Here is a 23,094-nt window from a genome sequence, read left to right as displayed (position 1 = left end):
GTGTAGGTGACAGCCGCCGACAAGGATCCGGAGGCTTTCCGCACAATCGGCGAACTCTCCGAAGAGTTAGGGGTCGCCCAGCATATCCTGCGCTACTGGGAAACCAAGTTCTCGCAGCTGCGTCCGCTTCAACGCGCCGGCAACCGGCGTTATTACCGGCCGGCCGATGTCGCCCTGGCGAGGCGCATCCACAACCTCCTGTCGAACGAGGGCTATACGGTCCGCGGCGTCCAGAAGCTGCTGCGCGAGCAGCCCAAAGCTGCAGCTATAACGCCCGAGGTCGAGCCTGCACCACGTCATGACCCTGCGATGTTCACTCCGGCTATCGTCCCGTCGGACAATGGCGGTGTCGATGTCGAGAAGCTCATCGAACTCCGCGACCGCTTGCGCAACGCGCTGACCGACTAATCCTTGAACAGAGATTTCGGGGTAACGAACGTGGTCAGCTGGCCGTTATTCGGCTCGAGCTCGGTCCACCCGCCTATATCCAGCTCGATTTCGGCCAAGGCGCCCGTCGGATATTTGCCCAGGACCTCTTCGCCGCCATTCCGGCTGAGCTGAGCGGCGAGGGTGCCGATGGTCGGATTGTGGCCGACAACCAGCAAGCGCTGCACGTCCTCCGATGTCGCTCGGATGATGCCGAGCAGCTCTTGATAGCCAGCATGGTAAATGGCGGGATCGAACTGCACCGGCCCGTGTTGCCAGCCGCCCTCCGCCAAGCCCCTAAGCGTTTGCACGACCCGTTCCGCCTGGCTGGCGAGGATGAGATTGAACTGTTTTTCATGCGTCGCCAGATATTCACCCATCGCCTTGGCCGAACGCCAGCCCCGCTCGTTCAACGGGCGATGAAAGTCGTCGACCGACTCATCGTCCCAGCTCGACTTGGCGTGCCGCAACAGGGTCAGGCTTCGCACGCGGTCTTCTCCTCGACGATGGCGCCGAGGCGCTGTTTAACTCGTTCGACGGCGACGTCGAGCGGCACGCGCGAGACTCGCACGCCTGGCGGAAATGCCGTGAGCAGTCGCGACGGCATTGCCGCCGACAAGATCACGAACACACCGCAGTCGCCCTGGCGGCGGATGAGGCGGCCGAATGCTTGAGCGAGCCGCGCTTTGATGACCCGGTCGTCATAAGCGCTGCCCCCGTAAGCGAGCCGCCGGGCCGCGTGGAGGACCGTCGGTCGCGGCCACGGAACGCGCTCCATCACCACCAGCCGCAGCGAATCGCCGGGCACATCGACGCCGTCGCGAAGCGCGTCGGTTCCGAGCAGCGAGGCGTGCGGGTCGTCGCGGAACATGTCGACAAGGGTGCCAGCATCGATTGGATCGACATGCTGGGCAAAGAGCGGGAGGCCCTCGCGCGCCAGCCGGTCGGCAATGCGCGCGTGCACCGCCTTCAGTCGCTGGATGGCGGTGAACAGGCCGAGCGTTCCGCCGCCTGCGGCTTCGATCAGCTTGGCATAGGCACCTGCCAGCGCTGCGACATCGTTGCGGCCAACATCGGTAACGACCAGCACTTCGGTCGCTTCCGGATAGTCGAACGGGCTTTCGGTCTCGAAATGGGCGACCGGGCTTGGCAGATGCAATGCCCCGGTGCGCGCTTCCGCGGCGTCCCAGCTCTCCGATCCACGCAGAGTCGCCGAAGTGACGAGTACGCCGTGCGCGGGCGCCAACACCGCCTTTGCCAATGGCCGGGTCGGGTCGAGCCAGTGACGGTGGATGGCGACATCATATTCGCGACCTTCAACGCGTTCGATCGCGAGCCAGTCGACGAAATCGGGGTCGGCGCTACCGCCGATGCGGCCGAGCAGCGCAATCCAGGCGGAGAGCGCCTCGCGGCGCCAGGCGAGGCCATTGATCGCGCCGTCAACGCGCGCCCGAGCCTGGCTGTCGAGCCAGTCCGGCGCATCTTCGAGCACGGCTTCGAGCCGTCGGGTCAAAGCTGCCAGCGGACGCTGCAGGGCCTCCAGAGTCTCCAGCGCGCGAGCCGATGCTTCGACGAGCGCGCCGTCCGGCTCGGCCAGCTCGGTTTCGAGACCATAGCCCGCATCCTGCGCCTTCGCGCGAGCGTAAACCGTTCCGCGAACCTCGGCGAGTAAGGCCTCGATGGGACCGAACGGCGCGCGTTCCGCCAGCCGCTGGAGCCAGCCATCGGAAGGGAGCGCCTTGGCCGCTTCGACCGCCGCATCGAGCGCCTTGGCGCCCTCGTCATCATAGCTCGCAACGTCCATCAGCCGCGCCGCCAGGCCGCGCCGGCGTCCGCGCGAACGGCCTTCGGGCCCGACGATCCATCGCCTGAGTTCAATCGCTTCCTGGCCGCCAAGCGCGACCGAGAAGGTCGAATCCGCAGCGTCGAACAGGTGGTGGCCCTCGTCGAACAGGATGCGGCTCGGTGCATCTGGCCGTCCTCGCGCTGCATTGACCATGACGAGCGCGTGATTGGCGATGATGAGGTCAGCTTCGCGGCCTGCACGCTCAGCCCGCTCGATGAAGCAGCGGCGGTAGTGCGGACAACCGGCATAAACGCACTCGCCGCGCCGGTCGGTGAGCGCGGTTGCGCCGGCGCGGCGGAACAGGCTCGGAAGCCAGCCGGGCAGGTCGCCGCCGACCATATCGCCATCGCGGCTGTAGGCGGCCCAGCGCCCCGCAAGCTGGGCGAGAATCGCGGCGCGGCCGGAAAAAGCCCCTTGGAGAGCGTCCTCTAGGTTGAGGAGGCAGAGATAGTTTTCACGGCCCTTGCGGATGACGATCCGTTCCGCACGCTCCTTAGGATCGGCGATGATCCGTGCACCCTCGGCATCGAGCTGCCGTTGCAGCGCCTTAGTGAAGGTCGAAACCCAGACCGTTCCGCCGGCCCGTTCCGCCCATAACGAAGCGGGTGCCAGATAGGCTAGGGTCTTGCCGATGCCGGTTCCGGCCTCCGCGAGGAGCATGTTCGGCGAGTCGGGTTTGGATCGCGGGTCAAAGACGTGCGCGACCGCGGCCGCCATGGCTTTTTGGCCGTCTCGGGGCTCGGCGCCTTTGCCGGTAAGTTCGTTCAGTCGATCGCGCGCGTCATCTTCTGAAACAGAAATCGTCCTTGGCGGCGGCCGCTCGGCCGATTCTTCCCATTGCGGAAGGCGGGCGAACAGCATTCGTTCGCTTCGCTCGGGCCGTTCCAATCGATTGCCGATCAGCCCGGCCCAGCCCCAACCGAGACGCTGCAATGTCGCGTTGGAGGTCCAGGCGCCTTCCCGCTCGGGCCAGTCCGGGTCCGCCAGGCGGTCAAGCAGGACCTCGGCGATGCGACCAAGAGCAGCGGCGGCGTCGACTTCGGACTCGGGCGGCTGAAGGCCGAGCGCCCGGCTTAGTCCCGCGGGCGTCGGGACCGCGAATCGTGCGGGGTGGATGAAGGCGAACAGTTCCAGCAGGTCCAGCCCGCTCAATTCGGGATAACCCAGTCGCTGACCGACTAGCGGTGCATTCAGCAGGATGTGCGGCGTTTCCGCTGCCCGGGAAATGGCTTCGCCGCGCGAAGCCTCGCGCGGCTCGCCGCCCGCGTCGGCGATCCAGATGCCGGCATGGGTTGCGTGCAGCGCCGGAAGGGGCAAAGGAGCGGCCATCGCCGCAATCATTGGTATCTCAAGAACAAAAGAGCAACGAGCTTTGGACGCTGAAACCCTTCGAACCGCCGCATTGGCCAGCAAGGCGTGGCCCTATGAGGAGGCGCGCAAGCTCCTGAAGCGCTGGCCGGACGGGAAACCCAATGGCGAGCCGATGATTTTTGAAACGGGGTACGGGCCGTCGGGCCTGCCGCACATCGGCACGTTCAACGAGGTGCTTCGCACGACCTTCGTCCGTAACGCCTTCCACGAGCTGACCGGCGGCGCGCCGTCGCGGCTAATCGCCTTTTCCGACGACATGGACGGACTTCGCAAAGTTCCCGACAACGTCCCCAACCAGGCGATGCTGACCGAACATCTCGGTAAGCCGCTGACCCAGATCCCCGATCCGTTTGGAACGCACGAGAGCTTCGCGCATCACAATAATGCGATGCTGCGGCGCTTCCTCGACCGGTTCGGCTTCGGCTACGAATTTGCGTCCTCGACCGAATATTATGCCAGCGGCCGGTTCGACGACACGCTGCGCGCTGTCCTGCGCAAGTGGGACGAAATTCTCGGCGTGATGCTGCCGACGCTGCGCGAGGAACGGCGCCAGACCTATTCTCCAGTGCTTCCGCTCTCGCCGTCGAGCGGTCGCGTGCTGCAGGTCCCGGTCGAGGTGATGGACGCCGAACTCGGCCTCATAGCGTTCACCGACGAGGACGGCACCCGCATCGAGCAGACCGCGCTTGGCGGCCGGTCGAAGCTGCAGTGGAAGGTCGACTGGGCGATGCGCTGGGTCGCGCTCGGTGTCGATTATGAGATGGCCGGCAAGGACCTGATCGACAGCACCATCCAGTCCGGCAAGATTGCCCGCATCCTCGGCGGCCGGCCGCCCGAGGGTTTCAATTACGAGATGTTCCTCGACGAAAAGGGCGAGAAGATCTCCAAGTCAAAAGGCAACGGCCTCAGCCTCGAGGAATGGCTGACCTATGGCAGCGAGCCGAGCTTGGCCTTCTTCGCCTATCGCGAGCCGAAGAAGGCGAAGAGCCTGCACCTTGGCGTGATCCCGCGCGCGGTCGACGAATATTGGCAGTTCCGCGGCAATTATCCGGACCAGCCGATCGAGCAGAAGCTCGGCAATCCGGTGCACCACATCCACGGCGGCAAGGTGCCGGAGGGTGGCCTGCCGCTAACCTATGGGTTGCTTCTGAACCTTGCCAGCCTGCCGGGCGTCGCCGACAAAGAGACGGCATGGCGCTTCGTCCAGCGTTATTCGCCGGACTGCTCGCCGGAGGCCGATCCTGCCCTCGACGAGCTGATCGGCCTCGCCGTCAATTACGCCCGCGATTTCGTCGCGCCGTCACTCAAGCGCCGCGCCCCGCAAGGCGACGAGGTAGCGGCGCTGAAGGAACTCGACGCCGAGCTGGCGGCGCTTCCGGCCGACGCGGATGCAGACCGCATCCAGAACATCGTCTTCGAGGTCGGCAAGCATTATCCGTTCGAGAGCCTGCGCCACTGGTTCCAGGCGCTTTATGAGACGCTGCTCGGCTCCTCGCAAGGCCCCCGAATGGGCAGCTTTATCGCGCTGTACGGGGTCGACAACAGCCGCCGGCTGATCGCCGAGGCTCTGGCGGCCTAGTGCTCGGCGTGGTTTCGCGCGGCGCCTGAGAGGGCCAGTTGCTGGTCGATTTCGGCGACGAGGCGGGCGAGACCGGCATCGTCCTTGGATTCAGCGCGAGCGACCAACACGTCCTGTGTGTTCGAGGCGCGCAATAGCCACCAACCATCTGAGGTCATGACCCGGGCGCCGTCGGTGGAATCGACGCGGTGTCCGCTGGCATTCAATCGCTGCAACACCTCCTGCACGATTGCGAACTTGCGCGAGGCATCGACGGGGAAGCGCATTTCCGGCGTCGCCACTGTCTGCGGCATCTGGTCGACCAGCGAGGTCAGGCTCTCGCCCGAACGCGCGACGGCTTCGATCAGCCGGACGGCGGCATAAAGCGCGTCGTCGAAACCGTACCAGCGGTGCTTGAAGAAGATATGGCCACTCATTTCGCCGGCCAGCGGCGCGCCGGTCTCTTTCATCTTCGACTTGATGAGGCTGTGGCCGGTCTTCCACATGAGCGGCTGGCCGCCAAGATCGCTGATGCGATCGAACAGGGCCTGGCTCGCCTTGACGTCGGCGATGATGGTCGCGCCGGGATTTTCGTTGAGCACCGGGCCCGCGAACAGCATCATCAACTGGTCGCCCCAGATTACGCGCCCGCGGCCATCTACCGCGCCAATGCGGTCGCCATCGCCGTCGAAGGCGATACCGAAATCCAAATGGTTCGCGAGCACCAGTTCCTTCAGGTGAGCGAGGTTTTTCTCGACCGTCGGGTCCGGGTGATGATTGGGGAAGCTCCCGTCGACCTCGGTGAAGAGGGTGAAGTGCTCGCCGGGAAGCTTCCGGACGAGCTTCTCGACCGCAGGACCGGCGGCGCCATTGCCGGCGTCCCAGCCGATACGGAAGCTGCCGCCCTGGAAATCCCCGACGAGGCGGTTCACGTAGGAGTCGAGCACGTCGCTGTCGGTGGCCAGGCCATGACCTTCTGGCCATTCACCGCCGGCGGCAATGCGGCCCAGCTTCTGGATTTCCTCGCCGAAAACCGACCGGCCATTCAGCAGCATCTTGAATCCGTTATAGTCGCCCGGATTGTGGCTGCCGGTGACTTGGACACCGCCGCCAACATCAAGCTCGTGCGTCGCATAATAGAGCATCGGACTGGGCCCCATGCCAATGCGGACGACGTCGATGTCGCCCTCGGTAAGGCCTTCGATGAGGGCCTTCTCCAACATGGGCGAATGGATCCGGCCGTCGCGGCCGACCGCGACCGAGCGTACACCTTCGTTGACGGCCAGCGCCGCATAGCTGCGGCCAAGGGCATAAGCATCCTTCTCCGTAAGCGTCGAGCCGACGATTCCGCGAATGTCATATTCGCGCAGGATGGACGGGTGGAATGTGTGGGTCATGGCTGCGCAAACGGCCCTAGCGGCCTGCGGGTTCAGCCTGCAACCGCAACCTTTTGCTCGTCCTCTCCGGAGCCCGGGATTCCGAGGCCGGCGATCATCTCGCGCAGCTCCTGTCTTGCGGTGATGTGGCCGATGCCGACTTCGCCCAATTCGGCAAGATCGAGCAGCGTCAGGCCCTTGGGAAAGAGCTCGCGATAGATCACGCGCTCGCCGAGGCCGGGGATGACGCGGAAGCCGACGCGGCGGGCCAGTTCGTCGAGGGCAGCGCCGACCCGCTGGAGGTTGTGCGAGGCGATGTGCTGCAGGCGGTTCCTCAGCACGACCCAGTCGACGCTCTTGCCGGTGACCTTGGCGCGCTGAGTACGGCTGTTCCAGATGAGCTCGGCATAGAAGCTCGGCTTGGTAATCTTGTAATTGTCCGGGTGGACCTGGCCGATAAGATCCAGGTCGACGAAACTGTCGTTCATCGGCGTAACCAAGGTATCGGCCTTGAGAATGGCGGCGCGAGCGATGGGATCGTCGCGGCCCGGCGTGTCGATGACGATAACGTCGGCCAGCTGCGACAAACGGCCAATGGCGGCGTCAAGCCCGGCCTCGCTGTGGTCGTCAAGCACTTCGAAGGCCGGTTGCGGCAAATCGGCCTCGAGCCGGCGGATGGTCGCGGCGCGGTTCTCTAGGTAGCGGGTGAGGGTACGCTGGCGGCTGTCGAGGTCCAAAGCGCCGACGCGGTGGCCCGAAGCAGCCAGGGCCACGGCCGTATGGACAGCAGTTGTCGATTTGCCCGTCCCGCCCTTTTCATTGGCGAAGACGACGAAGTGCGGCTGACCCATTTCCCCCGGAAACCCCTTGAAACTCTTGATCGCAAGCCGCCCCCGCCCCACAAGCGCGGCCTTCGACAAGGTGTATCGGACGGCTGAATCCGTTGCAAATCATTCGTGATCCACAATCGCTGCGGGCGGCCGTCAAGGCGTTGAAAGATAGCGGCAAATCCCTGGCGATGGTGCCGACCATGGGCGCGCTGCACGCCGGGCACGTCCATCTGGTGAACGAAGCGGCCAAACACGCCGACGCCGTCGCAGCCAGCATCTTCGTCAATCCGACCCAGTTCAACGATCCGGCCGACCTTGCTCGCTACCCACGGCAGGAGGAGCAGGACCTGGTGATGCTGGAAGCGGCAGGCTGCGAAATCGCCTGGTTGCCGACAGCCGGCGACATGTATCCCGACGGCTTCGCGACGACGGTGAGCGTGACTGGGATTAGCAAACGCTGGGAAGGCGAGCATCGCCTTGGCCATTTCGATGGCGTCGCGACCGTGGTCGCCAAGCTACTGATCGCATGCGAACCCGACGTCGCCTTGTTCGGCGAGAAGGACTTCCAGCAGCTGACGGTTATCCGTCGGTTGGTCGCCGACCTTGGTCTGCCAGTCGAGATTGTTGGCGTACCGACGGTTCGCGATGCCGTTGGATTGGCCCTTTCATCGCGCAATGCGCATCTGAGCCCGGACGAACGCGAGCGGGCTCTGGCACTACCGAAAGCACTCCGGGATGCAGCGCAGCAGATTGCCGCCGGAGAGCCTGTTGGCCCCGCGCTCGCGGCCGCGAAGCAGGCCCTCGTGAACGCCGGCTTCCTTAAGATCGACTATTTCGCTTTGGTAGATGCCAGCACCCTAGTGCCACTCTCCGAAGCAACCGTCGACATGCGCCTGATCGCGGCCGCTACCATCGGCAAAACCCGCCTGATCGATAACGTAAGTGTCATTTCGGACACAGTTTCGGAAACTGGGTCACCACCGCGTTAACCATTTCATAGGGTCTGGCTGTTGAATTGCCCCCAACGACGAACAGGGGACAGTTCATCATGGCGATTAGTCAGAAGAGTGCCGATTTCCTCCTCCGCAGCCGGCTTGCCGACGCGGCTCGCGGCAATGTCGATGCGCTTTACGAGCTTGGCGTGACCTATTCGACCGGCCGGGGCGGCATTTCCGTCGACCTCATCGAGGCGCACAAATGGTTCAACCTGGCGGCTCTGTCGGGCGACACACGCTCGCAAATGTGCCGCGCCGAGATCAGCGTGGAAATGACGGCGCGCGAAATCGCCGAGGCGCAACGCCAGGCGCGCGCATGGCTGGGCGCCACCGGCACCCAGCGCTACGCAGCCTAGTAATTCTTACCGGACCAGGACGGTCACGGCCCGGCGGTTCTGGGCCCAGGCTTCCTCGTTGGAGCCGACCGCGACCGGACGCTCCTTGCCCCAGCTGGTGACCAGCAGTCGGGCTTCCGGAACGCCCTGCGACAGCAGGAAGTCCTTCGCAGCATTGGCGCGGCGCTCACCTAAGGCCATGTTGTACTCGCGCGTGCCCCGCTCGTCGCAATGCCCCTCGATCGAAGCGCGGACGTTGGTGTTGGCGAGCAGCCAGCGGGCCTGCGCAGCCAGAGTCGCCTTAGCGGCGACGTCCAGTTGATATTCGTCGGTGCCGAAATAGACGGTGTCGGACCCGGCCTTGGCGATCATGTCCGCCTGCTGCGCGGGAAGTTCCTGAAGCTCGACGTCGGCGGGGTTAACTGCTTCGCCGTTCGGGCCGACCGCCTCGGCCGGCGGCTGGGTGACTTCGGGCGGTGGGGTCCGCTTGGCACAGCCGGAAACGACGATGGCGATGGCGGCAGCGCCGATAACAAAAGTCTTACGCATTCAAATTCTCCTTGGGATTAGCTCTGGAGCGGCGACCAGCTTGGGTCGGATCCGTCCTGCGGGGTGGGCATGCGGCGCGCGACACCGCCGCTGATGGGCACGGCGTAGAGGCTGGAGCCGCCGCCGCGCGCAATTCGGTTGAACATGACGAACTGGCCGTTGGGTGCCCAGCTGGGACCCTCGTCCTGCCAGCCGTCAGTCAGGATCTTCGGTGAGCCGCCTGACGGGCTCATCACGCCGATATTGAAGCTGCCGGCGATGCGGGTGAAGGCGATAAGATCGCCGCGCGGGCTCCAGACCGGCGAGGCGTAGCGGCCGGCGCCGAAGCTGATGCGGCGCTGGCCGGTGCCGTCGGCATTCATGACGTAAAGCTGCTGCGTGCCGCCGCGATCGCTTTCGAAGACGATGCGGGTACCGTCAGGCGAGTAGCTGGGGGAGGTGTCGGCGCCGGGTGCGCTGGTCAGCCGTTGCGGGGTCCCACCGTCGGCCCCAATGACATAAATGTCTGTGTTGCCGTTATTGGCCCAGCTGAAGACGATCCGCCGGCCATCCGGCGAGAACCGAGGTGCGAAGGTCAGCGCGCCCCCGGGCACGAGCAGGCGCTCGCGGCCCGAGGCGATGTCGAGGACGAAGACGCGCGGCTTCCTTGCCAGCATGCCAGTGTAAACCAAGCGGTCACCGCGCGGGGAGAAACGCGGCATGGTCACAACCGCCTTGCCCGCCGTCAGGTAGCGGTGGTTTGAGCCGTCTGAATCCATGATGGCGATGCGCTTGACGCGGTTGGTCTTGGGGCCGCTCTCGGCAACGTAAACGATGCGGGTGTCGAGGAAGGCGCCCTGACCTGAGAGACGGGAGTAAACGAGGTCGGCGCACTTGTGCGCGGCGCGGCGCCAGTCGGCCTGGGCGACCGTGAAGCCCTGATTGGCGAGCAGGCGGCCGGCGGTGACGTCGTGGAGATAGCAGGCCAGGGTGACGCGGCCGTCGGCACGGGGTTCGACATAGCCCGTGACCAGGGCGCCGGCGCCAGTGCTCCGCCATTCGCCGAACGCGGGGCTGGCGGCCTGGGCCTGGCCATACGTTGGGACGCCGGACGGCCCGATCGGTGTGAAGCCGCCAGTCGAGCGCAAATCGGAAGCGATGACCTCGGATATGCTGCGGCCGATTGCCTGGCCCGGCATTTCGGGGACGGCCACGGTCAGCTGGCTGTTCTGGCCGCCGACGACCTCGACCTCGACCGGCGGCGCGCCTTCGTCCTGCGCGAGCGCCGAGGCGGCGGGAAGGAGCAGTGCAAGCAAGGTCAGGGATCGGCGCATGTCGGTCCTCATGGCAGTTTGTAGGTCAGGTTGATGTTGGACCAGCCGCCCTGGTCGGTCTTGTAGAGATCGGGCGGCAGGCCGCGGAATGGTGCGCATTCGCGGTAAACGGCGACCGCGAGATCCTTCACTCGCTCTTCGTAGCTGGCATTATCGTCATCGACGCCGCTGACGCGAACCACCGAGGCGCTGGCGAGCGAGCCGTTGGGCCGTAACCGGAGGTTGACGGTAACGCGGATGCGATTGGCGCCGCTGCCGGGATTCACCTGATTGTCGGCGCAGGGCTGAACGAGGCGCTGGAATAGGGCAGCGACGCTGGCCTTGGCCTTGGCGTCGAAGGTCGCTCCCGATTGCCGGGCGGGACGGGACGGCGCGTCCGAACCTGTGATTCCCTTGAGAAAGTCGTCGCCAATCCGTGAGACGCGCGGAGCGGGTTTGGCTGGGGCCTGTCGAGGAGTCGCGGTCGGCTTCTGCGGCTTCTGAGCGGTCTGAGAGGTAATCATGGGCTTGGGCGCCGGGACCGACGGGGCCGTCACCGGTTCAGGGGGAGGCGTTGGAGCAGGCTCGATCGCCTGACCCATCTCCGGCGCCTCGCTTGGCGGCGGCGGGGTCGATACGGTCTGCGGCGCGGCGGATTGCAGGCCGACATCGTCCACCAGTTCAACCTCCATGGACGGTGGCTCGGGCGCTTGTGCCATATGAGCGAGGCTGGTCGATAGCGCCGCGATGAGCGCGACGTGAAAAACGATCGCCGCGCCAGTGCCAGCAATTTCGGCGCGGTCGGGGCTCATGTCTTTTCCTCGCCGACTGAAACAAGGGCGACGTGGTTGAGGCCAGCGCGATTAAGCTCGCCCATCACGCGCATGACGCGGCCGTAGTCGAGCGCCTTGTCGGCACGCAGATAAATTCGGCGGCCTTCGGGTGGGGCGGGTTCGGCGGCGATGGCGGAGAGGCGTTGCGGCAAGGCGGCGTCGCTGACCGGCTGGTCATCGATGAAGAGGGCGCCATCCTTGTCGAGCGCGATCTGCACCGGCTTCGCCTGCTGGTCGAGCGCGCCGGCGCGGCTCTCGGGCAGGTCCACCGGCACGCCGGCGACGAGCAGCGGCGCCGTCACCATGAAGATGATCAGCAGCACGAGCATGACGTCCACCAGCGGCGTGACGTTGATTTCCGCCATCGGCGCGCGGCGCGAACGGCCACCGCGGCTCTTGGAGCCCAGGCTAGCTCCCATCAGCCTTCGGCCTCCAGTTCGCGGCTGAGCGTGGCGTGAAAGCGGTCGGCGAAGCGGCTCAGCCTTGCCTCGAGCCGGTCGAGGCCGTGGGTCAGGCGGTTATAGGCGATGACTGCCGGGATGGCGGCAAACAGGCCGATGGCGGTCGCGAAGAGGGCTTCGGCGATGCCCGGGGCAACGACGGCGAGCGAGGTATTGTTCTGCGCGGCGATCGACGTGAAGCTGCGCATGATCCCCCACACGGTGCCGAATAGGCCGACGAAAGGCGCGACCGAGCCGACGGTGGCGAGGATGTTGAGGCGGTCCCCGAGGCGGTCGAGCTCGGCGGCGACGGCTGCATTCATCCGCGTTGCAAGGCGCTCTCGCGTGCCCGAACGATCGATGTTGCGGGTCCGCGTCGAGCGGCGCCACTCATCCATGCCGGCGGTCAGGATGGCGGCGCTCGGCAGTTTCTCGTTGCTGCGTTTGGTGTGGAAGGCGTCGATGTCGTCGGCGGCCCAGAAATCGGCCTCGTACTTCTCGGTCGCCCGGTTGATGCGCTTGAGGCGGATCGAATGGGTGAAGATGATCGCCCAGGTCCAGATACTGGCGGCGAGCAGGCCGAGCATGACGACCTTCACGACGATGTCGGCGTGGAGGAACAGGGTCAGCGGCGACATCATGTCGTTGCTGGCTTGGAATTCAGGCATTCAGACTGTCGCCCTCGCTAATGGCTTTGAACGTCTCGACCCAAGGCTTGGGCTGGCGCTTCGGCCGGTCCGATGGATCGAGGAAGGCAGCGGTAACGCGGGCATCGGCCAATGTTTGGTCTCCCCGCATGACTCGCTGATGAATGAGGACGCTGGCGGCGCGGACCTGTTCGACTGTCGACAGGACGAGGAGGTCCTCGCCGAGCTTGGCGGGCCGTAGGTAGCGAATATTGACCTCGGCGACGGCATAGACGCCTTCGCCCGCCTCCTTCGCTGCCCGTTGGTCGATGCCGGCGGCGCGGAGCATGTCGGACCGCGCCCGCTCCATGAACTTCAGGTAATTGGCATAGTAGACGATGCCGGCGGTGTCGGTATCCTCAAAATAGACGGTCAACGCGAACCGGTGTTCGCCGCCGACGAAACCGCCGCGATAGGGCGTGTCGAGATCCCGTGACGTCATGCCCCCAGCCTTAGACAGGGCGGAGTCATGGGGTCAAACCGCTAGCGGCGGCTCGTTGCCTGTTTTGGACCGGTTCCCGTCTTTTCCAGGGAGGCAGTGACATTCAGGTCGCCGACAAGGCGGATCAGATCGCCTTGAACCAATGGCATGTCGGCGAGGTGCATGCCCCAGCCGGGGATGAACATGCCGGCGACGCCGACTTCGCCGCCAATTCGGTCGGTTCGCTTGTCCTTCGGATCAGCGTTGGTGCGGATCGAAAAATAGCCACGCTGGCCGTCGTTGACGCACTGGCCGGAATTGAGGCCGTCGACACGCACCCAGGGAGTGGGCGGGTCTCCTTCGGTCGACCAGACAATGGGCCCGCCTGGGACGTCGTAGGTCGATTTGGACGCCCAATAAGAATCGAGCGGTACCCAATCCTTCGCGCCGGGCTTCGCTGGGTTGACGCAGGCGACGGTCATGCCGGGCTGAGTGGCGATGCCGAAGATGGCGCCGGCCGGCGGGACGTTATTTTCGCGGAAGCTGGTCCAGGCGATGACGCAGCCGGTTTCACCGGCTTTCGAGCAAAGCGGCGTTTTCTTGAAGTCGCCACCGACCAACTTGCCCTGGGGAACCATGACATCGAAGCCCGGAATGATGGCGAGCTTCATGCGACTGGCGACGGTGGGGTTGGTCTCGATTTCGCGGGCGATCAGCTGGATGAGGTGCAGCGAGCCCTGGCTGTGGCCGATGAGCACGAAAGGCCGGTCGCTATTGCGGGTGGCGAGGAAGTTGCGCCAGGCATGCAGGACGTCGGAGTAAGCCAGCACCGCCGAGGCGCTTATGTCCTGGCCGGCCGAGAAGGCGAGGATCGCACCCACCGTCATCTGGCGGTACTTGGGCGCATAGACCTTGCAGACGGACGAGAAGCGCGCGGCCTGGGCTGCGGCGGCGAAATTCTCCTCATTCATGTTGAGGTCACTGTTCATGCCATTGTCGCGCGACACAGTCGGGTAGACATAAAAGCAGTCGAGCGGGGGGTCCTTGGCGGGAACGCTCTTGCCGATTGAGCCGTAGCCGCTGGCGTTCAGCGCCACCGTCGCCAAGGGCGCTGAGCAAACATCGGCCCGACCGGGTAGGCACAGCCAGCTCGAATCCTGTGCATAATCGACGGTTGCCGGTTTTGTGGGCTGGGCAGATGAAGGAGTTATGGCGACAAGGAGCGACGCTGCCGCCGCGATCAGAAGGCGCATTATTTCACTCCGTCAGAATCGAATAGACCGTTTTGCGAATTGGCCGGCGGGTTGAGGCCGAGATGCTTCCAGCCGCGGCCGTTGAGGCAGCGCCCGCGGGCCGTCCGGGCGATGAGGCCGAGCTGGATGAGATAGGGCTCAATGACGTCCTCGATCGTGTCGCGCGGCTCACTGAGGCCCGCGGCGAGCGTTTCGATGCCAACGGGGCCGCCGCCGTAGAGATCGGCGATCATCGTGAGGTAGCGACGGTCCATGGCGTCGAGGCCGAGGCTGTCGATCTCCAGCCGGTCGAGCGCACGGTCGGCGACCGCTGCGTCGATGGTGTCGGTGCCAGCCGCATGGGCGAAATCGCGGACGCGGCGCAGGAGGCGACTGGCAATGCGCGGTGTACCCCGGGAGCGGCGGGCGACCTCATGCTCGCCCTCATTGGTGGTCGGCACGCCGAGGAGACGCGCAGCGCGGCGCACGACCTGTTCCAGTTCCTCAACCGTGTAGAAATTGAGCCGCACCGGAATTCCGAAACGATCCCGGAGCGGGGTCGTCAGCAGGCCTTGCCGCGTCGTTGCGCCGATCAGGGTGAAACGGGGTAGGTCGATCCGCACCGAGCGGGCCGACGGACCCTCGCCGATCATCAAGTCGAGCGCCCGATCCTCCATCGCCGGATAGAGGACTTCCTCCACTGCGGGATTGAGGCGGTGGATCTCGTCGATGAAAAGGACGTCGCCGTCCTCAAGGTTGGTCAGGAGTGCCGCGAGATCGCCGGACTTGGCGATGACCGGGCCGCTGGTAGCGCGGAAGCCGACGCCCATTTCGCGGGCGAGGATGCCGGCCAGCGTCGTCTTGCCGAGCCCGGGCGGGCCATGGAGCAGGACATGGTCGAGCGCCTCGCCGCGGCCCTTGGCGGCAGTGACGAAGACGCGGAGGTTCTCGCGCGCAGCCTTCTGGCCGATGAATTCTTCGAGGCTCTTTGGCCGCAGGGCATGGTCCACATCCTCAGCGGTTCGTTCCGGGGTCGTGATGCGGGCGGGGTCGGTGGCGCTCATAAGTTCGCTAAGTTCACTATTGTCTTGGGATGCGCGACCATGTCCTGCGAACCTATGCGCTTCCGGCCTCCCGTAAACGCCAATCGAGAATGGATCCCGCCCATGGCGGCCATGTTGCACAAGAGTTCGCCGGTAGGACAGTGGATTTCGCGCGCGCCGATGCTAGCCTGAGCGTCAAGGGAGGAAATCTAATGCTGATCAATCGCCGTACGATGATGGCCACCGGAGCTGCCGCATTGGTCGCCGCGCCTGCGCTTGCGAAGACCAAAGCCGTAGCCGGGCCGGGCTGGTACGACAATGCCATCGTCATCGATGCGCTGGGCGGGCTTGGCGATCCCTATTCCCCCGACGACCAGCTGCGTTACACCGACCGTGGTTGGGCGGAAACGGTGGCGACCGGGGTCACCGTGGTCCGCGACACAGTGTTTCCTGTCGGCAACGGCACGGACAATTGGGGCGACTATCAGAAGAGCATCCAGGACAAGCACAACATCATCAATGCCAACCCGGACCGGTTGCTTCTGGTGCGCAGCGCCGCCGAAATCCTGAAAGCCAAGCGCGAGAAGAAGTTCGGCGTCGTCATCGGCACGCAGGACACGTGCATGGTCGGACCGGAACTCGATCGGCTGGCGCAGATGAAGAAGGATGGCGTGATGACCATCCAGCTGACTTATAACAACCGTAACCTGTCCGGCGACGGCTCGCTGGAGCCGGCCAACGCGGGCCTCAGCAAGCTCGGCCGCAAGACCATCGAGCGGATCGAGTCGGAGAAAATGCTGCTCGACCTCAGCCACGGCGGGGCCAAGACGATGGCCGAGGCTGCGGCGTTTGCGAAGCGGCCGCTAGTCATCAGTCATACCGGCGCTCGCGCGCTTGCGGACCATGTGCGCAATACGGATGATGCGACCATCAAGGCGGTTGCCGACAAGGGCGGCGTCACCGGCGTCTATTTCATGCCGTTCCTGACGCTCGACAGCCATCCCAAGGGATTGGACCTGATTGCCCATATCGAGCATGTCGCGAACGTCGCAGGCGAGGACCATGTCGGCATCGGCACCGATAACGGCGTCCTTCCACTGACGCTCGACCCGGAGACAAAGAAGAAGCTCGATGCATGGCAGCAGCAGCGCATCGACCTTGGCATTGCTGCGCCCGGCGAGGCAGTCGGGGTCTATACCTGGGTTGAGGATTACAACAGTGTCGACCGCTACCGGCGGCTGGCGGGCGACCTTTCCAAGCGGGGCTGGAGCCAGTCGCGCCTGGAGAAGCTGTTCGGTGGCAATTTCCTGCGCGTCTACAAGGATGCCTGGGGCGGGTAAGCCTCAGTCGAAATGCTCGATGCCTTCGCCGGTGATTTCGAGCCAGTCGTACTTCCGGCCCTCATAGACCGAATATTCAGGCTTGAAGAAAAATGGGTCGTCGAAGGCGCCGAGGGGAATGGCAACCAGCCCTTCGAACTTGCCGTCGATCAGATAGAAAACGTCGGAACCGCATTCGGGGCAGAAATGGAATGTCGCGACGTTGCCGCTGTCGCCGGCCTTGTCGAAGGACTTGGAGTGGCCCTCAACCGTCACCTGCTCGGCCGGCCAGCGAGCCTGGGCGGCGAAGGCCGACCCGCTGCGCTTCTTGCAATTGAGGCAGTGGCACACGGACATTCGCACCGGTTCGCCGGTGACCGTGGCTTTCAGCTGGCCGCAACGGCAGGAGGCGATGCGCGTCGTCATTTCGCGGCTTTCCTGAGCGCCAGACGAACGAGTGCATCGAGCGAAGCATCGGGCCCAAGCTCCTCGTTGGCGGCGGCGACGGCGGCGCTGGCCTCGGCCGGCTTGAAGCCGAGGTTGGCGAGGGCCGACATGGCGTCGGCAGCGGCTCCCGCACGGGGGATGGGTGAGCCTGCCGCACCGGCCAGGCCTGGAGCGCCGAGCTTACCCTGCAGCTCGTTGGCGATGCGGGCGGCGAGCTTGGGGCCGACGCCATTGGCGCGGGCGATCATAGCCTTGTCGCCGGATGATACCGCGCGTGCCAACTCGTCGGGAGTGAAGGTGGATAAAATGGCGAGGGCGACGCGGCCGCCGACACCCTGGACGCTGGTGAGGATGCGGAAGGTCTCGCGCTCGCCCGCGGAGCCAAAGCCGAACAGGGTCCAGCCGTCCTCGCGGACCTGTAGTTCAGTGAGCACCAGCACTTCGCCGCCGACGGGGCCAAGCGCATCGAGCGTGCGGGCGCTGGCGAGGATCTGGTAGCCGACACCGCCCACGTCGATGACGGCGCCGTCGGCGCTGGTTTCTGCAAGGGTGCCGGTGAGGCGAGCGATCATTAGCTCACACTAGCGAGCTTTTTCGTCATTGCGAGCGCAGCGAAGCAATCCAGACGATGGAGGTGGACCGCCGCGTCGCTTTGCCCCCTCGCAATGACGCCTAATTTCGTGCCTGTCCTCGGAGTCGGATCAGAGTGCTCGAGCGGTCGCCTGAAACAGGGCCACGGTGCCGTGCAGGCTAATTTCAACATCATCGAACTGGTAACGGAGGAGGGCATCGAGGTCTTCGATGCGGTCATTCGCATTGGAAAAGATGCCGCGACGATTATAGGCGTTCATCAGCGCCTGTGCCGCGAATGAACGGGGTGCCGAGCCCTGCAAAATCGTTGCCCCGAACACTCGCGCGCCCGGTGCGAGCAACGGCTGCAGATGCGATAGAACAACGCCCTTCTCCCGGAGTGGGCCAGGCAGGCAGTGGAAGAGATAGCAAAGCCCGGCGGAGTCGAACTTGCCGGCCACGGGCAATGGATCGAGGGCGTTCGCCAGGACTTCGGTTGGTGAAAAGCGACTGATCCTTTGGGCGGCGGCGCGGAGGCTGTTGGGGTTCAGGTCGACCAGCGTGATTGCCGGATCGGGTACCGGCCAATGCGCCTTTTTCAGGAAATATCCGGTGCCTACGCCAACATCGATATGCCGGGCGGAGACGTTGCGGTCATAGAGCTTCTGCAGTTCCCTGGTCGGACACCGCCACAGCAGGTGGTTCGAGAGTCCGAGTACGTAGAAGTCATAGATGCCGAGCACGAGCGGCGAATAGACTGCCTGGCCGGCTTCAATTTTCCTGTCCTGATGCACGCTACGATATTCTCCGCGAGGTGGCGAGGTGATGGGCATGGGTTATGGCGACCGCTAGGGCGTCGGCGGCGTCGGGGCCGGCGATCTGCGCCCCGGGCAGCAGGCGCTGGATCATGGCGTGGACCTGCGGCTTTTCAGCGCCACCGGTGCCGACGACGGCCTTCTTGACGAGGCGGGCGGCATATTCGCCGACTTGCAGACCGGCGCGCGCGGCCGTCATGAGAACAACTCCACGTGCCTGGCCAAGCTTCAGCGTCGATTGGGGGTTCTTGTTGACGAAGACTTCCTCGACCGCGGCGGCGTCAGGCTGGTGCTCGTCGATCAGGGCTTCGAGTTGGCGAGCCAGATCGGCAAGCCGCTCCGGGAGCGGATCGGCGGTCCTGGTCTTCAGCTGGCCATTGGCCATGTGAGACAGGCGATTGCCTTCGGCGCGGATCAGGCCCCAGCCGGTGGTCCCAAGCCCCGGATCGAGGCCGAGGATGAGAGTCAGGCCACCCTCCCGCTCGCGGGAGGGATCATCAGGCCAATTTCTCCAGCTCGTCATCAGGCACGTTGAAGTTGCCCGAGACGGTTTGGACGTCGTCGTCTTCCTCGAGCGCGTCGATGAGCTTCATCAACAGCACCGCATCGTCGCCGCGGACTTCGACCTCGTTCGCCGGCTTCCAGGCGAGCTTGGCCGCTTCCGGCTCACCGAGCGCGCCTTCAAGGGCGCGGGCGACGGTGTGGAGGTTGTCCACCGTGGTCCAGATTTCGTGGCCATCCTCGTCGCTTTGGACGTCATCAGCGCCGGCTTCTATTGCCGCTTCAAGTACCGTGTCGGCGTCGCCGGCGGCCGCGCCATATTCGATCAGGCCCATGCGCTCGAAACCGTGGCTGACAGAGCCCGAGGCGCCGAGGTTACCGCCATGCTTGGAGAAGGCCGTGCGGACGTTGGTCGCGGTGCGGTTGCGGTTATCCGAGAGTGCCTCGACGATGATGCTGACGCCGCCGGGACCGAAGCCTTCGTAGCGGATTTCCTCGTAATTTTCGGCGTCGCCCTTCGACGCCTTGTCGATCGAGCGCTGGATATTGTCCTTGGGCATGGACTGCGCCTTGGCGGCCAGCACGGCAGCGCGCAGGCGCGGGTTCATGTCCGGATCGGGCATGCCCATCTTCGCCGCGACGGTAATTTCGCGGCTGAGCTTGGAGAACATCGCCGAGCGCTTCTTATCCTGCGCGCCCTTGCGATGCATGATGTTCTTGAATTTGGAATGCCCAGCCATGGTCTATCTCTTACGCCAGGCCGAGTGCGTTGCGATAGGTTTCGAGCAAGGCGTCGGCTTCCTGACGGACGTGGGTCTCCAGCCGGCGAAGGGCGACGACCTTGCGCATCGTCTTGGTATCGTAGCCATTGGCCTTTGCCTCGGCATAGACGTCCTTGATGTCGTCGGAGATGCCCTTCTTTTCTTCCTCAAGCCGCTCGACCCGCTCGATGAAAAGCCGCAACTGGTCTGCTGCGACAACGCCTTCGCTCATGATGAAACTCCGAATCCCAATGATTTCGGGCGGCATTAAGCGAGGCACGGCTCGCCCTCAACCCAGTTGAACAGTCACAGATGCAGGCTATCAGGGCGCCCGTGACCAGTTTGATCAAGCCCCGCGCCCGCAAGGTGCGCATCCTCGCCACCATCGGCCCTGCCAGCAGCAGCCCGGAGATGATCCGCAAGCTCAGCGAAGCCGGCGCCGACGCATTCCGCATCAACATGAGCCACGGGGAACGAAGCGAGAAAGCGGCGCAGATCGCAGCCATCCGTGCGCTGGAGGATGAGGGCCGGCCGTCGACGATCCTCGTCGACCTGCAGGGGCCGAAGCTGCGGGTCGGTAATTTCGAGGGCGGGTCGGCGGTGCTTCAGCCCGGGAAGAATTTCGGCCTGGATCGCAGCGGTGAGCTTGGGAACTCGGAGCGGGTTGAGCTGCCTCATCCCGAGCTGTTCCAGGCGGTCGGCGCCGGCGACCGGCTGCTGATCGACGACGGCAAAATCCGGCTGCGCGTCACATCGGCGAGCGCCGAGCATATCGAGACGATCGTCGAAGTCGGCGGCAAGGTTTCCGACCACAAGGGCGTCAACGTGCCTGACGTGCTGGTGCCGATCCCGGCTCTGACGGAAAAGGACCGCGCCGACCTCGCTTTCGCGCTGGAGCAGAAGGTCGATTGGATTGCACTGTCCTTCGTGCAGCGGCCCGAGGACGTCGCCGAGGCGCGCGAGCTGATCGGCGACAAAGCGTCGCTGCTGGCGAAGATCGAGAAACCGGCGGCCATCGAACGCCTGGACGCGATCGTCGAACTGGCGGACGCGGTCATGGTCGCTCGCGGCGACCTTGGCGTCGAGCTGCCGCCGGAAGGCGTTCCGCCGATGCAGAACCGGATCGTCGCCACCGCCCGCCAGCACGGCAAGCCGGTGGTTGTTGCGACTCAGATGCTCGAATCGATGATCACCTCGCCGACCCCGACGCGGGCCGAGGTCAGCGACGTCGCAACCGCCATCTACGACGGGGCGGATGCGGTCATGCTGTCAGCCGAAAGTGCAGCAGGCGATTATCCTTGCGAGGCGGTCGACATGATGAACCGCATCGCCATCAGCGCCGAGAGCGACCCTATCTATCCGGCGCGCGTGCATTTCACGTCGACGCCTGCCGAGCCGACGACCGCCGATGCTCTGTCGACTTCGTCCAAGCACATTGCCCAAATCGTCTCGGCGAAGGCAATGGTCTGCTACACGAGCAGCGGCTCGACGGCGCGGCGGGTCGCCCGTGAGCGGCCGACGGTGCCGATCCTGGTCATGACGGCCAGCAAGACCGTGGCACGGCGGCTTGGCCTGCAATGGGGCGTGCACGCGGTTCACACGCGCGACGTCACCAATTTCGAGGAAATGGTCGGCAAGGCGCGGCGCATGGCGCTCAGGCATCAAATCGCCGGTGCCGGCGACCGGCTCGTGATCATGGCCGGCGTGCCTTTCGGGGTGTCGGGCAGCACCAACGTGCTGCACGTGGTCAAGGTAACCGGCGACGAGCTGGAAACCTATACCGGCCCTGCGGAAGCTTAGGACGCCAGCAAGGCAGGGATTTCGCCGGGTAGCTCCCGGGCAAGAAAGCCGACATGGCCGACCGGCTTGCCGAGGCGGGCCCCGGCCTCGCCGTGCAGCCAGACGCCCCAAAGCAGAGCCGTTAGCGCCTCGGCCCCCCGCGCCTTAAGGCCGCCGACGATCCCGGCGAGGACGTCGCCGCTGCCCGAGACTGCCAGGCCGGGGCTGCCGCCGGTGTAGAGCCAGGCGCGGCCGTCTGGTGCGACGGCGTGGCTCTGGCGGCCTTTGACCAGTGTGACAGCGTCGTAGCGACGGGAGCATTCGCGGCCGGCGGCCAGCGGGTCCTCCTGGACCTGGCGTTCGGCGACGTCGAGCAGCTCAGCCATCTCGCCGGCGTGAGGAAGAAGGATTGGGCTGTCGGCGCGAGCGATGTCACGCCGGCAGCCAGAAAGGACGCGCAACAGCTCGGCGTCGAGAATGAGCGGAGTGCCTGTAGAGCAAAGGCCTTGCACCAGCTTCTTGTTGACCTTGCCGGGAGCGATGCCAGGCCCCGCGACAACGGCGTCGGCCTGTTCTGCCAGCTCACAAATCCCTTCAACGGCCGTCGCGGCAAGACCGCCGTCGCGGCCTTGGTCGAAGCCGAGGATCCGTGCCTCCGGGATGGAAACTCCCAAGGCCTGCGCGGCGTGGATGTCGGTGGCGATCTGCAGCTTGCCAGATCCAGCGCGCATCGCGGCAATGCTGCACAGCAAGGCTGCGCCCGGCACTTCCGCCGATCCGGCGACGACCAGGATTCGGCCCTTGTCGTTCTTGTCCTCCGCCTTGGGAGAGGGAAGCGGAAAGTTATCGAGTTCGGCCCGGTTGAGCGCGGTCGGCTTTGCGTTCATCGCGTGCCCGTCATCGTGTCGGGCTCGGCGGTCTGCGGCTCGCCCTGCTCGAGCGGTGCGCCGTGGTTCCAGAGCACCAGCTTCGGCACGCACAGCTCATGCTCCTGCCGCTCGAAATCATAAGCTGCAATGCCGCAGTTGAGGATCTCGGCCTGCTTGTCGATCGACATGATCTGTCCCTCGTCGAGCTCGTCGAGGATGTAGCGCATGCAGAGCACCACGACCTGGTGGCAGACGATGACGATGCGGCGATCGGCGTAGAGCAGGTTGATGGTGTTGAGCGCGCTCCTGAGGCGCAGGATCACGTCGGCCCAGCTCTCGCCGCCGGGCGGGCGATGGTAGAATTTGCCCATCTTGGCGCGGTGGGCGGCCTCCTCCGGGAATTTCTCGCGAATGCCACGCGTGGTGAGGCCGTCGAACACCCCGAACTCGCGCTCGCGGAGGCGCTCGTCGATCACGGACTTGGCCTTGCCGCCGGCGAGCGCCCCTGCATCGCAAATTGCCGTCGCCGTCTGCCTCGCGCGCAAATAGGGCGAGGACAGGATGACGTCGGGCCGTTCATCGGCGGGCAGTGCTGCGAACCATCGGCCAGCGGCCTCGGCCTGACGCATGCCGAGGTCGGACAAGGGCACGTCCACGTCACGGACATCGAGCTCGATGACGTTGTGGCCGGCCGCGTCGGCCTTGTCGCGAGCGACATTGCCCTGGCTCTGCCCATGACGGACCAGCCACAGTCGCTCCGGCCAATTCTGGCGCATGCAAATTCCTTTCCGCAGGAATGA

26 protein-coding genes are annotated in these 23,094 nt (G+C 65.0%); 6 read left to right on the top strand and 20 right to left on the bottom strand.

All coding sequences use genetic code 11. The features are described from left to right. The first annotated feature begins 6 nt into the window (after positions 1 to 6). Positions 7 to 408, top strand: a complete 402-nt coding sequence (locus LZ536_RS12770) for a MerR family transcriptional regulator (protein WP_249849159.1) — start codon at positions 7 to 9, stop codon at positions 406 to 408. Here the strand turns inward: LZ536_RS12770 and LZ536_RS12765 are convergent. After that, complete coding sequence (locus LZ536_RS12765; protein ID WP_249849158.1) at positions 405 to 914, bottom strand: SixA phosphatase family protein; 510 nt, start codon at positions 912 to 914, stop codon at positions 405 to 407. The two genes, LZ536_RS12770 and LZ536_RS12765, sit on opposite strands and share 4 nt — an antisense overlap. Continuing rightward, positions 902 to 3,601 (bottom strand): ATP-dependent DNA helicase, encoded by a 2,700-nt coding sequence (locus LZ536_RS12760; protein WP_249849157.1) that lies wholly within the window; start codon positions 3,599 to 3,601, stop codon positions 902 to 904. Before LZ536_RS12760 ends, LZ536_RS12765 begins: the two co-directional genes overlap by 13 nt. Here LZ536_RS12760 and LZ536_RS12755 point away from each other — a divergent pair. Then, a complete protein-coding gene (locus tag LZ536_RS12755) occupies positions 3,498 to 5,222 on the top strand; it encodes a lysine--tRNA ligase (protein ID WP_431357955.1) in 1,725 nt (574 codons plus the stop codon). The genes LZ536_RS12760 and LZ536_RS12755 overlap by 104 nt on opposite strands. Here the strand turns inward: LZ536_RS12755 and pgmG are convergent. Both pgmG and LZ536_RS12745 read right to left on the bottom strand, forming a co-directional pair. Then, entirely contained in the window at positions 5,219 to 6,598 is a 1,380-nt protein-coding gene (gene pgmG / locus LZ536_RS12750) for a phosphoglucomutase/phosphomannomutase PgmG (protein ID WP_249849155.1), read from the bottom strand. The two genes, LZ536_RS12755 and pgmG, sit on opposite strands and share 4 nt — an antisense overlap. Before the next feature lie 32 nt (positions 6,599 to 6,630). Next, on the bottom strand, positions 6,631 to 7,428 hold the full coding sequence (locus tag LZ536_RS12745; protein ID WP_249849154.1) for a division plane positioning ATPase MipZ: 798 nt from the start codon (positions 7,426 to 7,428) through the stop codon (positions 6,631 to 6,633). A gap of 92 nt (positions 7,429 to 7,520) precedes the next feature. On the opposite strand from LZ536_RS12745, the gene panC reads away from it, so the two are divergent. After that, positions 7,521 to 8,396, top strand: a complete 876-nt coding sequence (gene panC, locus LZ536_RS12740; RefSeq protein ID WP_249849153.1) for a pantoate--beta-alanine ligase — start codon at positions 7,521 to 7,523, stop codon at positions 8,394 to 8,396. Between the two features lie 59 nt (positions 8,397 to 8,455). Next, positions 8,456 to 8,758: an SEL1-like repeat protein gene (locus tag LZ536_RS12735; protein ID WP_249849152.1), complete on the top strand. Its 303-nt coding sequence runs from the start codon at positions 8,456 to 8,458 to the stop codon at positions 8,756 to 8,758. Positions 8,759 to 8,764: 6 nt separating this feature from the next. Here the strand turns inward: LZ536_RS12735 and pal are convergent, their stop codons facing one another. Genes pal through ruvB form a run of 8 tightly spaced genes read right to left on the bottom strand, consistent with a single transcriptional unit; the run spans position 8,765 to position 15,254 of the window. Next, positions 8,765 to 9,286, bottom strand: a complete 522-nt coding sequence (pal, locus tag LZ536_RS12730; RefSeq protein ID WP_249849151.1) for a peptidoglycan-associated lipoprotein Pal — start codon at positions 9,284 to 9,286, stop codon at positions 8,765 to 8,767. A gap of 17 nt (positions 9,287 to 9,303) precedes the next feature. Next, positions 9,304 to 10,599: a Tol-Pal system beta propeller repeat protein TolB gene (gene tolB, locus LZ536_RS12725; RefSeq protein ID WP_431357954.1), complete on the bottom strand. Its 1,296-nt coding sequence runs from the start codon at positions 10,597 to 10,599 to the stop codon at positions 9,304 to 9,306. 8 nt (positions 10,600 to 10,607) lie between these two features. Next, on the bottom strand, positions 10,608 to 11,390 hold the full coding sequence (locus tag LZ536_RS12720; RefSeq protein ID WP_249849149.1) for a superantigen-like protein SSL4: 783 nt from the start codon (positions 11,388 to 11,390) through the stop codon (positions 10,608 to 10,610). Continuing rightward, positions 11,387 to 11,830: a protein TolR gene (gene tolR / locus LZ536_RS12715; protein ID WP_249849148.1), complete on the bottom strand. Its 444-nt coding sequence runs from the start codon at positions 11,828 to 11,830 to the stop codon at positions 11,387 to 11,389. Before tolR ends, LZ536_RS12720 begins: the two co-directional genes overlap by 4 nt. Then, positions 11,830 to 12,519, bottom strand: a complete 690-nt coding sequence (gene tolQ, locus LZ536_RS12710; RefSeq protein ID WP_249849147.1) for a protein TolQ — start codon at positions 12,517 to 12,519, stop codon at positions 11,830 to 11,832. The genes tolR and tolQ overlap by 1 nt, the downstream gene beginning before the upstream one ends. Further along, positions 12,512 to 12,979: a YbgC/FadM family acyl-CoA thioesterase gene (locus LZ536_RS12705; RefSeq protein WP_249849146.1), complete on the bottom strand. Its 468-nt coding sequence runs from the start codon at positions 12,977 to 12,979 to the stop codon at positions 12,512 to 12,514. The genes tolQ and LZ536_RS12705 overlap by 8 nt, the downstream gene beginning before the upstream one ends. Positions 12,980 to 13,020: 41 nt before the next feature. Further along, positions 13,021 to 14,211: a DUF3089 domain-containing protein gene (locus LZ536_RS12700; protein WP_249849145.1), complete on the bottom strand. Its 1,191-nt coding sequence runs from the start codon at positions 14,209 to 14,211 to the stop codon at positions 13,021 to 13,023. Beyond that, entirely contained in the window at positions 14,211 to 15,254 is a 1,044-nt protein-coding gene (gene ruvB, locus LZ536_RS12695; RefSeq protein WP_249849144.1) for a Holliday junction branch migration DNA helicase RuvB, read from the bottom strand. The genes LZ536_RS12700 and ruvB overlap by 1 nt, the downstream gene beginning before the upstream one ends. Before the next feature lie 191 nt (positions 15,255 to 15,445). Between ruvB and LZ536_RS12690 the strand changes: the two genes are divergently transcribed. Beyond that, complete coding sequence (locus LZ536_RS12690; protein WP_249849143.1) at positions 15,446 to 16,573, top strand: dipeptidase; 1,128 nt, start codon at positions 15,446 to 15,448, stop codon at positions 16,571 to 16,573. A gap of 3 nt (positions 16,574 to 16,576) precedes the next feature. Here the strand turns inward: LZ536_RS12690 and LZ536_RS12685 are convergent, their stop codons facing one another. From LZ536_RS12685 to LZ536_RS12660, 6 genes are all read right to left on the bottom strand, one after another. After that, the gene (locus LZ536_RS12685; protein ID WP_249849142.1) at positions 16,577 to 16,978 is read right to left on the bottom strand and encodes a GFA family protein; all 402 of its coding nucleotides are present in this window, start codon (positions 16,976 to 16,978) and stop codon (positions 16,577 to 16,579) included. Next, positions 16,975 to 17,571 (bottom strand): Holliday junction branch migration protein RuvA, encoded by a 597-nt coding sequence (ruvA, locus tag LZ536_RS12680; protein WP_249849141.1) that lies wholly within the window; start codon positions 17,569 to 17,571, stop codon positions 16,975 to 16,977. The genes LZ536_RS12685 and ruvA overlap by 4 nt, the downstream gene beginning before the upstream one ends. A 129-nt stretch (positions 17,572 to 17,700) precedes the next feature. After that, the gene (locus LZ536_RS12675; RefSeq protein ID WP_249849140.1) at positions 17,701 to 18,363 is read right to left on the bottom strand and encodes a class I SAM-dependent methyltransferase; all 663 of its coding nucleotides are present in this window, start codon (positions 18,361 to 18,363) and stop codon (positions 17,701 to 17,703) included. A gap of 1 nt (position 18,364) precedes the next feature. Continuing rightward, positions 18,365 to 18,907, bottom strand: coding sequence for a crossover junction endodeoxyribonuclease RuvC (gene ruvC / locus LZ536_RS12670; RefSeq protein ID WP_249849139.1), 543 nt, complete (start codon positions 18,905 to 18,907; stop codon positions 18,365 to 18,367). After that, a complete protein-coding gene (locus LZ536_RS12665; RefSeq protein ID WP_249849138.1) occupies positions 18,882 to 19,625 on the bottom strand; it encodes a YebC/PmpR family DNA-binding transcriptional regulator in 744 nt (247 codons plus the stop codon). The genes ruvC and LZ536_RS12665 overlap by 26 nt, the downstream gene beginning before the upstream one ends. A 10-nt stretch (positions 19,626 to 19,635) precedes the next feature. Further along, a complete protein-coding gene (locus LZ536_RS12660; protein ID WP_249849137.1) occupies positions 19,636 to 19,878 on the bottom strand; it encodes a DUF2312 domain-containing protein in 243 nt (80 codons plus the stop codon). Positions 19,879 to 19,979: 101 nt separating this feature from the next. On the opposite strand from LZ536_RS12660, the gene pyk reads away from it, so the two are divergent. Beyond that, positions 19,980 to 21,446 (top strand): pyruvate kinase, encoded by a 1,467-nt coding sequence (gene pyk / locus LZ536_RS12655; protein ID WP_249849136.1) that lies wholly within the window; start codon positions 19,980 to 19,982, stop codon positions 21,444 to 21,446. Here pyk and LZ536_RS12650 read toward each other — a convergent pair. Together LZ536_RS12650 and LZ536_RS12645 are read right to left on the bottom strand one after the other, a co-directional pair. Next, on the bottom strand, positions 21,443 to 22,312 hold the full coding sequence (locus LZ536_RS12650) for an NAD(P)H-hydrate dehydratase (protein WP_249849135.1): 870 nt from the start codon (positions 22,310 to 22,312) through the stop codon (positions 21,443 to 21,445). The two genes, pyk and LZ536_RS12650, sit on opposite strands and share 4 nt — an antisense overlap. Next, the gene (locus tag LZ536_RS12645; RefSeq protein WP_249849134.1) at positions 22,309 to 23,070 is read right to left on the bottom strand and encodes a histidine phosphatase family protein; all 762 of its coding nucleotides are present in this window, start codon (positions 23,068 to 23,070) and stop codon (positions 22,309 to 22,311) included. Before LZ536_RS12645 ends, LZ536_RS12650 begins: the two co-directional genes overlap by 4 nt. Positions 23,071 to 23,094 lie beyond the last annotated feature (24 nt).

The organism is Sphingomonas alba (assembly GCF_023516555.1).
GTDB classification, from domain to species: Bacteria; Pseudomonadota; Alphaproteobacteria; order Sphingomonadales; family Sphingomonadaceae; genus Sphingomicrobium; species Sphingomicrobium album.
Note: the sequence above shows the minus strand (reverse complement) of the source record. Positions and strands in the feature narration are given on the sequence as shown.